This window comes from Streptococcus equinus (assembly GCF_049393805.1).
Lineage (GTDB): Bacteria > Bacillota > Bacilli > Lactobacillales > Streptococcaceae > Streptococcus > Streptococcus equinus.
Map to the genome: position 1 here is coordinate 1,869,378 of NZ_CP185763.1, position 13,469 is coordinate 1,882,846.

A 13,469-nucleotide genomic window follows, 5' to 3' on the forward strand; every position below is an offset into this window, starting at 1 on the left:
TGGCTTTTTTAATAAGCAAAAGTCGTTTGATTAATCAAAGTAAGACTTTGCAAAGCTGCAAATTCCGAATGATAATTGAACTTTTCTGAAATTTTCTTGAAAACATACAAAAATATCTTTTCATAAACCTAAAAATGGAGTAATATAGATACTGTTCTATTTTTTATGGAAAGGGATACAACATGGAAAATAATTTAGGAAAATACTTTAAACTTTTGAGGGAGTCAAAAGGTTTATCGCAAAAGGAAATAGCCGGGGAAGTTATTTCGATTGCACAATTGTCACGCTTTGAGCGTGGTGTCAGCAACATAAACGCTGATACACTTTATCATTGCTTAGAGAATATGAATGTCTCTATTGCTGAATTTCAATGCGTTTGTCGCAATTATTCGCAAAATCAAAGACTACTTTTTCAGGATGAAGTGGCTAAAGCCTATCTTGAAAAAAATATATTGACCTTGAAACATTACTTGGTTAAATGTCATCAGCTAGAAGCAGCGTTTCCAAGTCAAAAATTTTATAAACTCAATACGATTATTGTTAGAGCGTTGATTTACCAATGTAATCAGCAAGAAAAGATTGCTAAAAAAGATGTTCAATTTTTGGTTGACTATCTGTTTTCTGTTGATGAATGGGGGCGTTATGAACTATGGCTGTTCACTTACGGCGCTTCTTTGATGACTAACAGTATGGTGGAAACTTTTGCTTGCGAGATGATTAGTAGAACGCAGTTTTATCAAGAAATCCCAGAAAATCGACATTTGGTGAACCAGATGTTATTCAATATCATTAACGTTTGTATTGAAAGAAGTCACTTTTCACTGGCTTTCAAGCTGTTAAATTACGCTGATAATTTAAAACAGAATGAAACAGATTTATTTATGCGAAATGCTATCAAATATTGCCGTGGCTATTACTTGTTTAAAACAGGGAATTTATCAGGTTTGCAGGTCATGGAAAAATGCGCAGAAGTCATGATTTTTTTGGAATGCCATAGCATCGCTCAGCAAATGCTAGATAGAATTTCAGATTTAAAACAAGAAACATCACATATGCAAAAAGAATTAACCCATTTATAATTTTGAGTAAACTAATAGCTGTAATCTTTTTATGGAATTTATTTAGGAGGATTTATGGAAAAAAAGATTCGCTATAAGCTACACAAAGTTAAAAAGCAATGGGTAACTATTGCCGTTACAAGTTTGGCACTTGTTGCAGGAGTAGGCGTGGGAGTTGCTAGCTCAACACAACAAGTATCTGCCGACGAGTATGCTGTTACACGAGGAAGTGACATGCCAAGAACAAGCGAAAGCAGTAGTCAAACTCAAACAAGTAGCACAGATGTCAACACTCAAGAGTCATCAACAGAAGCTAGTTCAACAGTAAAAGAAGAAACAAATGCTGAAACTACAACTGGAGATGCTACTCAAGAAACAACTGAAAGTTCAGTAGAAAAAGCTGAAACTACAGAAGCTTCATCAGAAGAAACTCAAGAAAAAGCTGACTCAACTGAACAATCAGAAACAACTGATGTTGAAGATGTCGTAGACGACAGTCAAAAAACATCTGAAACTGATGTTCGTGATGACAAGACAACAAAAGCAGCTGAAGAAGAAACACAAAAAGCAGAAGACGAACAATTGAGCTTGGACAACATCAAGAAAATTGATGGTAAATACTACTATGTCCAAGAAGATGGTACTGTTAAGAAAAACTTCGCCATCACTGTAAATGGTCAATTGCTTTACTTTGATGCTGAAACAGGTGCTTTGTCATCAACTTCAACTTACTCATTTACAGAAGGTTTGACAAATCTTGTCGATAACTTCTCAAAAAATAACCAAGCTTACGATTCAACTGAAAAAAGCTTTGAATTGGTTGACGGGTATTTGACTGCCAACTCTTGGTATCGTCCTACTAAAGTTTTGGAAAATGGTGAAAAATGGGTTGATTCAACAGAAGACACTTACCGTCCATTGGTCATGGCATGGTGGCCTGATGTTGATACACAAGTCAACTACCTTAACCATATGTCTGAATACTTTGGCATGGGTAAAAAATACTCAGCAACTGACAAACAATCAACATTGAACGTTGCAGCAGAAGCTATTCAAATTAAAATCGAACAAGAAATCGCACGTCGTGGTAACGCTGCTTGGTTGCGTGAAATCATTGCTTCATTTGTAGCTACACAAGACAAATGGAACATGAATTCTGAAGACCGTGACACTGACCACTTGCAAGGTGGTGCCCTTCTTTACGTTAACAGTGATTTGACTGAATGGGCTAATTCAGACTACCGTCTTCTTAACCGCGCACCGACTTACCAAAACGGGCAAACAAATTACCACAAAGCAGACCGCACAGGTGGTTATGACTTCTTGCTTGCAAACGACGTTGATAACTCAAACCCAGTTGTTCAAGCAGAACAATTGAACCAACTTTATTACCTTATGAACTGGGGTAAAGTGGTCTTTGGTGATGCTGAAGCCAACTTTGATGGTGTTCGTGTTGATGCCGTGGATAACGTGGATGCTGACCTTCTTCAACTTTACACAGACTTGTTTGAAGCAGCTTACGGCGTTAATAAAACAGAAGCACAAGCTCTTGCTCATATTTCTATTCTAGAAGCTTGGAGTTTCAATGACCCTGATTATAACCATGATACAAATGGTGCAGCCCTTGCTATTGACAACGGCCTTCGTATGGCTTTCCTTGATGTTTTAACACGTCCAGAAGGTAGCCGTTCAAATTTGGAATCATTGATTCATAATGATCTTGGTATGACTGACCGTACAGTAGATAGTGCTTACGGTGATACAATGCCTTCATATGCTTTTGTTCGTGCACACGATAGTGAAGTACAAGGTATTATCGCATCAATCATCGCTGGTCAAATCAATCCGAAAACAGATGGTTTCACATTCACACTTGAAGAATTGCAAAAAGCCTTTGAAATCTATAACGCTGATATGAACAGTGTTCACAAAAAATACACTCACTTCAATATTCCAGCAGCTTATGCACTTCTTTTGACAAATATGGAATCTGTTCCACGTGTTTACTATGGTGATTTGTTCACTGACAATGGTCAATACATGGCAGTTAAATCTCCATACTATAACCAAATCGTTGCTCTTCTTAAATCTCGTATCAAATACGCAGCTGGTGGTCAAGCAATGAACGTTCAATACCCAGCAGGAGCAAATGGTGGTATTTTAACATCAGTTCGTTTCGGTAAAGGTATCATGACTGCTGACCAAAAAGCAACAGACGAATCTGTTCCAACTTCAGGTATTGTCACAATCATCTCTAACAATCCAAATCTTAAATTAAATGGTTCTGATGTGATTGCAGTACAAGTTGGTATTGCACATGCTGGTCAATATTACCGTCCATTGCTTTCACCAACTGAAAACGGTTTGCAAGCTTACCTTAACGATTCTGATACAGACATCACTAAACTTGTAGACGAAAACGGATTTATCTACTTCACAGGTGATGAAATCAAAGGTTTCCAAACTGTTGATATGAATGGTTTCCTTACTGTTTGGGTACCAGTTGGTGCAGCTGCTGATCAAGATATTCGTGTTAAAGCAAGTACAGAAGCTAAAGAAGCGGGCAAATTAACTTACGAAACATCGGCAGCTCTTGATTCACAAGTTATCTTTGAAGGATTCTCAAACTTCCAAGACTTTGTAAAAGATCCTTCACAATACACTAATAAAGTTATTGCTGAAAATGCTGATCTCTTTGCATCATGGGGTGTCACATCATTTGAATTGGCACCACAATACGTGTCATCAACTGACGGTACATTCCTTGATTCAATCATCCAAAATGGTTATGCCTTTAGCGACCGTTATGACTTGGCAATGAGCAAAAACAATAAATACGGTTCAGCAGAAGATTTGCGAAATGCTATTAAAGCCCTTCACAAACGTGGTATTCAAGTTATTGCTGACTGGGTTCCAGACCAAATCTACGCTCTTCCAGGTGAAGAAATTGTTACAGCAACTCGTGTTAACGACTATGGTGAAGAACGCGAAGGTGCTCAAATTAAGAACAAACCATATGCCGCAAACACTAAAAGTAGTGGTAAAGACTACCAAGCACAATATGGTGGTGAATTCTTAGATTATCTTCAAAAAACTTACCCATCAATCTTTGAACGTGTCATGATTTCTAACGGTCAAAAAATTGACCCATCAACTAAGATTAAAGTTTGGAAAGCTGAATACTTCAACGGAACAAACATTCTTGGTAAAGGTTCAGATTACGTTCTTAACGACCAAGCAACAGGTACATACTTCACAGTCACTGAAAATGGAGCCTTCCTTCCAAAACAAATGACATCAGATGATGCTAAAACTGGTTTCTACTATGATGGTAAAGGCATGACTTACTTCTCAACAAGTGGATACCAAGCTAAATCATCATTTATCGTGTACAACGGAAATCGTTATTACTTTGACGAAGAAGGTCACATGGTGACAGGTATGCGTGAAATCGATGGTGAAACTTACTTCTTCTTGCCAAATGGTATTGAACTTCGTGACGCTATCTACGAAGACGCTAACGGTAACCAATATTACTTTGGTAAATCAGGTAGCCGTTATGCAGGTGGTCACTATTATGCCTTTGATTCAACTGAAACAGTTGATGGTGTGACTAAGAAAGTTACTAACTGGCGTTACTTTGGTAAAGACGGTGTCATGGCGCGTGGTCTTGTCAAAATCGGTGAAGATTACCAATACTATGATGAAAATGGTAACCAAGTTAAAGGTCAACTTGTCAAAGACAAAGATGGCAACACTCGTTACTTCAAAGGTGATTCAGGTGCAATGGTTGCAGGTGAATTCGCCCTCATCAATGGCGGATGGTATTACTTTAACGAAGATGGTGTAGCAGTTAAAGGTGCCCAAACAATTAACGGTCAACAATTGTACTTTGATGAAAATGGTGTCCAAGCTAAAGGCATTTTCGTAACAAACGAAGACGGTACACGTAGTTACTATGATGCTAAATCAGGTGAAAAATTCGTTGGTGATTTCTTCACAACAGGTGATAATCACTGGTATTACGCTGATGAAAATGGTAACTTGGCAACTGGTTCACAAGTTATTCGTGGTCAAAAACTTTACTTTGCTGAAGACGGTCTTCAAGCTAAAGGTATCTTTGTAACCAATGAAGATGGTACACGTAGTTACTATGATGCTAAATCTGGTGAAAAATTTGTTGGTGATTTCTTCACAACAGGTGACAACCACTGGTATTTCGCTGATGAAAATGGTAACTTGGCAACAGGTTCACAAGTTATTCGTGGTCAAAAACTTTACTTTGCTGAAGATGGTCTCCAAGCTAAAGGTATCTTCGTAACAGATGCAGAAGGAAATCGTCACTTTTACGATCCAGATTCAGGTGACCTTGCCACAAATAAATTTATTGCTGATGGTGACAACTGGTATTACTTTGACGAAAACGGTCAAGTCGTAACTGGTGATCAAGAAATCAACGGTCAAGAATTGCATTTCGATGAAAATGGTGTTCAAACTAAAGGCGGATTTGCTACAGACGCTAACGGAAATGAACATTACTATGACGCTAAATCAGGCGACATGGTAGATGACTCAGAACTTACTATTGCAGCCAAAGCAGAAGCTTAGCTACACATTTTATAACTTTGGTATTTAAATACTAAGCATCAGTATAGTCCTTAAAATGCAATAACTCCATAATAAAAATAAAGTCTACTAGGTTTAGTATTTAAATACTAAGTCTTAGTAGACTTTTTTATTGCTGTGGTTTACGCGATCTTGTTGTATAATTTTTGTAGATTAAATATGAGGAGAAGAAAAGAAGGATATGTTTTTAAAATACGTCAAAGCAAATTTAATCCCGCTTATTATCGAGATTCTATTTATCATCTCATACTATATTTTTCCGAAAGATGATTTTATTTATGTGAATGCCTTTTTTTATGTTTTGTTGTTTGTTTATTTTCTTATCTCTAAGGACCTCAATCTGAAAGAATGGTTTTTGAGTTTTAGAAGTGGTAAGAAGTATTGGATTCAGGTTTTGCTTACTTTTTTAGGATTTATGCTTGCTTTTATTCTTACGACGATTTTGGAAGGCATTTTTCCTGGACTTGAGACTGGGACTATTAATTTAAGAAGAGATACTTGGCTGACTTTAGGCGTATTTGCCATTTCAACAATTTTATTTCCCGCAATTACTGAAGAGACATTTTATCGAAAAAATTTGATTCTCTTCGATAGCAAAAAAACAGTTGTTATTACAACGATTCTAAGTATGTTTTTATATGCCTGTGAGCATTCGCTAGCACCGTGGGGAATATTTCTGACTATGATTTGGGCACTGCCGTTGAGCCTTTCTTACATTAAAACTAGAAATATTTATGTTGTTATGACGGCGCATTTTATTGGCAATCGTATCGGCAATGGCAGCGATGTGATAGCTACCTTGATTCATTGGTTATCTTAACTGAAATCTTACAAATAGCACCTTTAGCTGAATTTGGCTAAGGGTGCTTTTTAGGTTTAAATGACCAAAAAAATTGTGCAGATAGACCACTAGTGATATGCAAGCGTTTGCGATATAATGCACTTAGTAATAATGATGGAGAAAAATTATGGCAAAAAGAGAACATTTTTTAAGAGAAGCAATGGCAATTGCCATTCCCGTAGCCTTACAAGCCATGCTGCAGTCATCCTTTTCAATGATAGACCAATTAATGGTCGGACAGCTTGGAAAGACTGCCATTGCAGCCGTTGAAGTTGGTGGAAAGCCACAGTTTGTCTTTGCCTTTGTTAGCGGAGCGATTGCGACCGTAACGGGTATCATGGTTTCTCAGTATATGGGAAAAAATGACCAGAAAAAGATTAACACCAGCATGTCAGTTAACCTCTTAGTTATGCTGTGCTTGGCTTTATTTACCATGGGCTTGTGCTTAATCTTGCCTGATGTTTTAGCAGGAATTTTTACTAAGGATACCGAAGTTGTGGTGACAGCTAAGCCCTATATTCAGCTCTTAGCTTGGGTTTATCCTTTGTCTGGGGTCGCAACGCTTTTAGCGGTTCAATTGCGTTGTCGAAATTACGCTAAGTATCCGCTCTACATCAGTGCAGTCGCTGCGGTGGTCAATACCTGCTTAAACTATCTCTTGATTTTTGGGCATTTTGGCTTTCCTGCCATGGGAATCAAGGGGGCTGCGCTAGCTAGTTTAATGTCTCAAGTAGTGAATCTAGCCTTGATGGTTTATTTCTACCATAGAACTTGTCAATTTAGCTTTGATTTGCGGATGAAGGCTTCAGAGATTAGTCAGTACCTCATCATGTTAACGCCTATTGTGGTTAATGAGTTGCTTTGGACTTTGGGGCAAAATGTCAATACCTACATTTATGGGCACATGGGAACGAGCGAGCTTGCTGGGATGTCTCTAACTGGTCCCATTCAGGGGCTATTTATTGGGGCTTTGTCTGGCTTGTCACAAGCGGCGGGAATTTTAATCGGACGCAGGCTTGGTGAGCATGATTACGAACGAGCTTATCAGGATTCGAAACGTTTGTGCTTTTATGGTTTTGTAGGCTCTCTCATCTTATCAATCTTCTTGGTTCTGGGTGAAAATCTCTACATTGACTTATATAATGTTGGTCCTGATGTTAGACAAGTCGGATCACAACTCTTGTTGACTTTTGCGATTTTAGCACCGGTTAAAGTTCAAAATATGATTTTGGGTGGTGGTGTTATCCGAAGCGGTGGGAGAACCAAGTACATCATGATTATCGATATTTTAGGAACGTGGTGCATCGGAGTACCTTTGGGGCTATTTACAGGACTAGTTCTTAAACTTCCGATTGTCTGGGTTTACTTCATTTTGTCACAAGAAGAACTCTTTAGATTTATCGTTTCGGTCTTTATGTTCCGTAGCAGAAAATGGATGAACACTATTAAATAAGCTGTTTTCACCAAAATTGACAAATTGTCAAAAAATAGGCCGTTTTACGACTTTATGTGAGACCTTTTAATTAAAAAGTTTTATAATGAAGAAAAAGGTTTCTATGATACCGTTTTCTTTTTAGCAGTGTTTAGGATGATAAAAGGAGTGTTTTATATGAAATTAGAGACTGCAAAAAGATGGCTCATCTTGTTCTACGAAAAAATCCAAGAAAATGTAGCTGTTTTAGCTGAATTGGACTCAACGATGGGAGGAGATGGAGACCATGGTGAAAACATGCTACGTGGTATGACAGCTGTTGTCAATGCCGTTGAACCAAAAGAATTTGCATCGACAGTTGATTTGTTTACAGAAACGGGGATGCTTCTTTTGACAAAAGTCGGTGGTGTGTCTGGAACGTTGTATGGCTCAGCATTTTTAGGAATGGCAAGGGCTGAAGAAGCAGATGACTCGCTTTACCATGATATCAAAGAAGGTTTGGTCATGATTCAAAGGCGTGGTCGAGCAGAAATCGATGATAAAACTATGGTTGATGTCTGGGCGCCTGTAGTAGAAGATTTGAAAAATCATCAGCTAACACCAGAGCGTATTGATGAGTATATTCTAAAGACAGCTCTTTTGAGAGCTAAAAAGGGACGTCATGCATATGCTGCAGATGGTTCACTTGGGCTTGTCGATCCTGGTTCGTATTCATCAGGTCTATTGTTTAAAGCACTATTAGAAGCGGAGGAAAATGATTATGTCTAAGAAAACTGGTATTGTTATTGTGTCACACTCAAAAGATATTGCTCAAGGCGTTGTAGAATTAATCTCACAAGTGGCAACAGATGTTCCAATTACATTTTCTGGTGGAACTGAAGATGGTAGAATCGGAACAAGTTTCCAACAAATCAAAGAAACAGTCGATAACAACGCTGCAGATACCTTGCTAGGATTCTTTGATTTTGGCTCTTCAAAGATGAATCTAGAAATGGTTGGGGAATTGTCTGAAAAGAACATCCTCATGTGTAAAGTTCCTCTCGTTGAAGGGGCTTATACAGCAGCCTCTTTACTGCAAGCAGGTGTTCCATTTGAAGCGGTCATCGAACAACTTCGCGAAATGGACATCGATAAATAAGGATAAAAAAATCTAAGCGGGCCTAGGTCCGCTTTTTTTCTGCTAAACATCCAGATTTAATGGAAAAATTGGTAATAATCTTTGCGACTTTATCTACATGTCAAAGTGGACAATGTTCCACTTTTTTTATATAATAAAGTCAGTTATACAACTGACTTTTTAAAAACAAATCAGTTTATCTTTACAAAATGCGATAAAAGAGGTGAGTTTGATGTATTATCCTGAAAAGTTAAAAAATCGTCGTTTGGAGCTTGGTTTGAAGCAGACAGAACTAGCAAGGGAACTTGGGATTTCTAAACAGTCTTATTTTGCTTGGGAAAAAGGTACGGCAAAGCCAACAAAAGCTAACTTGGCTAAGTTAGAAGAGCTTTTGCAAGTGTCGCACGGCTATTTTTCTGAGCTTGAGATTGCGACTCTTTATAAGCAATTAACTGACCAAAATCAGGATAAAGCTTTGACTTATGTTCAAGATTTACTTGAACAGCAGCGCAAGGTGGTTACTATGGTTCAAGAACCACGTTTTGCCTACAAGGTTTACGAACGTTTGTCAGCTGGTATCGGTGCTAATGTCTATGATGATATGGATTACGATACAGTTTATTTTGATAAAGAGTTGGCGCATGATTTTGCCTCGTGGATTGATGGGGATTCTATGGAACCGACTTATCATAATGGCTCAGTAGCTCTCATTCGTGACACTGGGTTTGACTACGACGGTGCAGTTTATGCCGTTGTTTGGAATTCACAGACTTATATCAAAAAAGTTTACCGCGAGGAAAATGGGCTACGCCTAGTATCGATTAACAAAGATTACGCCGATAAATTTGCACCATACGATGAAAATCCGCGTATTGTCGGGAAAATCGTTGGAAGTTTTATACCAATCATAGGAGGATAAGATGCGATTAAAAGATATTTTAGACTTGGATTCATATGACTTAGCTCCTGATAGCAAGGTCGAAATTTTTGATATGGATGATTTTGTGGATTCTGTCATGCATCAGCGGTTTTCAAGAGTTTATTTACCGGAAAATCAAGACAGCGAACTCTCACCATACGCCTTTTTGGTCAATGATTCTATCCTGATTACCATGGAGGCTTAGATGGGCTATTTTGATTATTCACGAGAGCCGCGTTCTGATATCGCCTTTGTGGATATGAAGTCCTTTTATGCTAGTGTGGAGTGCGTGGACCGTGGCTTGCATCCTTTGAAAACTTCGCTTTGCGTTATGAGCCGAGCTGAAAATGCCAGTGGCTTGATTTTAGCGTCTTCACCGACATTTAAGAAAGTTTTTGGAACGTCAAATGTAAGCCGAGCTTATGATTTGCCGTTTGATGTTCACACGCGCAAGTTTTCTTATTACAATGCCAAACGTCAAGGTTTGCCTACGACGCCTGAATATGTCGCTTACATCGAAAATTGGGCAAAGGCGACTTGGATTGTGCCACCGCGAATGGACCGTTACATTGAGAAAAATCTAGAAATTCAGCATATCTTTCAAAACTATGGCAGCATCGAAGACATCTTGCCGTACTCTATTGACGAAGGTTTTATCGACTTGACCTCATCGCTGAACTATTTTATCCCTGATAAGACCCTAGGTAAGAAAGAAAAGTTAGATAAGGTTTCTGCCATGATTCAGCGAGAAATTTGGCAAAAGACAGGCATCTACTCAACGGTTGGCATGTCAAATGCCAATCCATTGCTTGCAAAGCTTGCCCTTGATAACGAAGCCAAGCACAATCAGAACATGCGTGCCAATTGGTCTTATGAGGACGTCGAGACTAAGGTTTGGGCGATTTCTAAGATGACTGACTTTTGGGGGATTGGCAGCCGTATGGAAAAGCGTCTTAATAAGCTTGGCATTTTTACCATCAAAGAACTTGCTAATTTCAATCCCGATATTCTCAAGAAAGAGCTTGGTATCGTGGGGGTCGACCTCTTCTTTCATGCTAACGGCATTGATGAAAGCAACGTTCATCAGCCCTACAAGCCTAAGTCTAAGAGTATTGGCAATTCTCAGGTTTTGCCACGTGATTATCGTAAGAAGGCCGATATCGAGTTAGTTTTTAGGGAAATGGCAGAGCAGGTTGCTATTCGCCTGAGAAGAGCGCACAAGAAGGCGACAAATGTGTCGATTTATGTCGGCTTTTCAAAGCAAGAGAAAAAGCACCGCATTCAGGCGCAAATGAAAATCGAACCTAGCAATAACACCAAGCAACTGACTGAGTACGTTTTAGCTTTGCTGCGCAAAAAATACGATTCGGGTGCAGTCAGACATATCGCGGTATCTTATTCAGGCTTAGTCGATGAATCGTACAGTACGTTTTCCTTATTTGATGACATTGAAAAAATAGAAAAAGAAGAAAGGCTCCAATCAGCTATCGATGCTATTCGTGATCAGTTTGGCTTTACGACTATTCAAAAGGCTAATGCTCTGCAGGAAGCCTCACGCAGTTTAGAGCGCAGCAAATTGGTCGGAGGGCATTCAGCAGGAGGATTGGATGGATTAAGTTAAGATGATTGACCGCAGTTATTTACCATTTCAAGCGGCGCGTGAGCACTACGACAGAGGCATGGAAAAATGGATGGGCTTTTTCTTATCAGAACACACCAGCTCACTAAAAGCTGACAAAACCAAAGAACTCCTACACACCAACCTTACCAAAGACCAAAAAGCCCTTCTCTTAAGCCAACTCTACACCAGCCACCTCACTGGTGTTTTTACAACCGCAAAAGACAAAGACCACAGCCAACAACTCAGGGGCAAAATCACCGAAATCACCCCACAAGAAATCACCATCAAGACAAAGTCCCACTACCACCTCATCAAAACCAAGGACATCCTAGCAATCGGCGTCGAAGTTGAAGGAGTAGTCTAATTTTTATACAAAAGAAGGAGAATAATGAAAGATATAACAAAAGCAAGTCAATTAATTGTATTAGGAAATGGATTCGATTTACATTGTGGTTTAAAGAGTTCTTACAAGGATTTTTTATATTATGTGATAACACAAAAATATGCTGAGTATTTTCCAAATGATAGTGAAAAATCTCCTGAAAAGGCTTTTGAATATTTTAAAGAATATCTAAAGACTGGGGAAGAAATGTTTGATAAATGGTACTTTGAAAGTATTAATTTTAATATGTCATCACAAATTTTTCCTGATATAAACATCTGGTACTTAATTTTATTTCACGAGAATCTAAAACAATCATCAAATTGGTCAGATATTGAATCTGTTATTGAGAAGTATGTTAGTGGTAAATTTATTTTTGATAACGATAAAGAAAAACAAATCCAGAAAACATTTATTGATATTCTAGTAGATGTCTTTTTTAACTATGGTTTCGAGGTAAATATATTATCAGAAGATACGATGAAGCAAGCTGAATATAATTTTGCTGGTCTCCTTCTCTATCATATTTTAAAAAGAAATGATGGGTGTTATGAAATTGAGACAAAAGTCAATGAGTTGAAAACTGCCTATAAAAACTATAAGTCTCGTTCTAGATGGATTGGAGCAGATGTTGATAAAGAGAAAGAATTTGTATTTGGCTTAAAAAATTCTCAAAGAAGTAAAGTCAAAGAGTTAATTAGCAACCTTTTAATGTCTGAACTCCATAATTTAGAAAAAGATTTTCAAGCTTATCTAATTCAAGAAACAGAAAGAGAAGAATACAAGAGTAAAGCTGAAAATTTCTTGCAAACTATAGTTATAGAGGGAGGATATCCATCAAGTTATAATGTTTTTTCATTTAATTATACTAATTCGTGTTCTGGTAATCTTGGCACTCAAGTAGCTTTTCGTAATGTTCACGGAGCATTGAATCAAAATTCGAATGAAAGTAAGATTATTTTTGGAATAGATAACATATCTTCAGATTCTAAATCAGAAGATATTAGTTATCGTTTTACAAAATCTTACCGTACTATGAGATTATATACTGAATTAGAGAATGATAAAACTTTTGGGGATAAAATCGATAATATTTTTACTAAAGATATGGACGTTATTAAATTTTATGGTCACTCTTTAGCTAGAGCTGATTACAGCTACTTTCAATATATTTTTGATATGTATGATTTATATAATTCTAATATCAAATTGATTTTTTACTATTCAAAAATTGAAGGACGAACAGTAGAAGAAGTAAGGCAAGAACAGTACCGCAATATAACGAAATTGATAGAACAATATGGTGAGACTTTGGATAACAAAGCCCACGGAAGAAATCTTTTAACAAGACTAATTCAAACAGGAAGATTGAAGATAGTTGGATTGGAAGACGACAATAATAAAATGCAAGAAGAATAATCAAAGCTACTCTATCTAGTTTAAACTGGATAGGGTATTTTTTATTTGAATAGT

The 13,469-nt window shown here is 37.7% G+C and carries 11 protein-coding genes; all 11 read left to right on the plus strand.

What is annotated here, in order from left to right; genetic code table 11:
• Positions 1 to 182: 182 nt before the first annotated feature.
• The 11 genes from ACN0NP_RS09265 (at position 183) to ACN0NP_RS09315 (ending at position 13,415) form a co-directional block, all read left to right on the plus strand.
• Entirely contained in the window at positions 183 to 1,079 is an 897-nt protein-coding gene (locus ACN0NP_RS09265; RefSeq protein WP_423217235.1) for a helix-turn-helix domain-containing protein, read from the plus strand.
• A 54-nt stretch (positions 1,080 to 1,133) separates the two neighbouring features.
• On the plus strand, positions 1,134 to 5,666 hold the full coding sequence (locus tag ACN0NP_RS09270; RefSeq protein ID WP_423217236.1) for a glycoside hydrolase family 70 protein: 4,533 nt from the start codon (positions 1,134 to 1,136) through the stop codon (positions 5,664 to 5,666).
• A gap of 199 nt (positions 5,667 to 5,865) precedes the next feature.
• Positions 5,866 to 6,504 (plus strand): type II CAAX prenyl endopeptidase Rce1 family protein, encoded by a 639-nt coding sequence (locus tag ACN0NP_RS09275; RefSeq protein WP_423217237.1) that lies wholly within the window; start codon positions 5,866 to 5,868, stop codon positions 6,502 to 6,504.
• A 148-nt stretch (positions 6,505 to 6,652) separates the two neighbouring features.
• A complete protein-coding gene (locus ACN0NP_RS09280) occupies positions 6,653 to 7,978 on the plus strand; it encodes an MATE family efflux transporter (RefSeq protein WP_423217238.1) in 1,326 nt (441 codons plus the stop codon).
• A gap of 156 nt (positions 7,979 to 8,134) precedes the next feature.
• Complete coding sequence (gene dhaL, locus ACN0NP_RS09285) at positions 8,135 to 8,725, plus strand: dihydroxyacetone kinase subunit DhaL (RefSeq protein ID WP_423217239.1); 591 nt, start codon at positions 8,135 to 8,137, stop codon at positions 8,723 to 8,725.
• Complete coding sequence (gene dhaM, locus ACN0NP_RS09290; protein WP_074601865.1) at positions 8,718 to 9,095, plus strand: dihydroxyacetone kinase phosphoryl donor subunit DhaM; 378 nt, start codon at positions 8,718 to 8,720, stop codon at positions 9,093 to 9,095. The genes dhaL and dhaM overlap by 8 nt, the downstream gene beginning before the upstream one ends.
• Positions 9,096 to 9,306: 211 nt before the next feature.
• Positions 9,307 to 9,993 (plus strand): LexA family transcriptional regulator, encoded by a 687-nt coding sequence (locus tag ACN0NP_RS09295; protein WP_423217240.1) that lies wholly within the window; start codon positions 9,307 to 9,309, stop codon positions 9,991 to 9,993.
• A 1-nt stretch (position 9,994) separates the two neighbouring features.
• Entirely contained in the window at positions 9,995 to 10,198 is a 204-nt protein-coding gene (locus tag ACN0NP_RS09300; RefSeq protein ID WP_423217241.1) for a hypothetical protein, read from the plus strand.
• Positions 10,199 to 11,614, plus strand: a complete 1,416-nt coding sequence (locus ACN0NP_RS09305) for a Y-family DNA polymerase (RefSeq protein WP_423217242.1) — start codon at positions 10,199 to 10,201, stop codon at positions 11,612 to 11,614.
• A gap of 1 nt (position 11,615) precedes the next feature.
• A complete protein-coding gene (locus ACN0NP_RS09310; RefSeq protein WP_294426564.1) occupies positions 11,616 to 11,978 on the plus strand; it encodes a hypothetical protein in 363 nt (120 codons plus the stop codon).
• A 24-nt stretch (positions 11,979 to 12,002) separates the two neighbouring features.
• The gene (locus ACN0NP_RS09315) at positions 12,003 to 13,415 is read left to right on the plus strand and encodes an AbiH family protein (RefSeq protein WP_423217243.1); all 1,413 of its coding nucleotides are present in this window, start codon (positions 12,003 to 12,005) and stop codon (positions 13,413 to 13,415) included.
• The last annotated feature ends 54 nt before the right edge of the window (positions 13,416 to 13,469 follow it).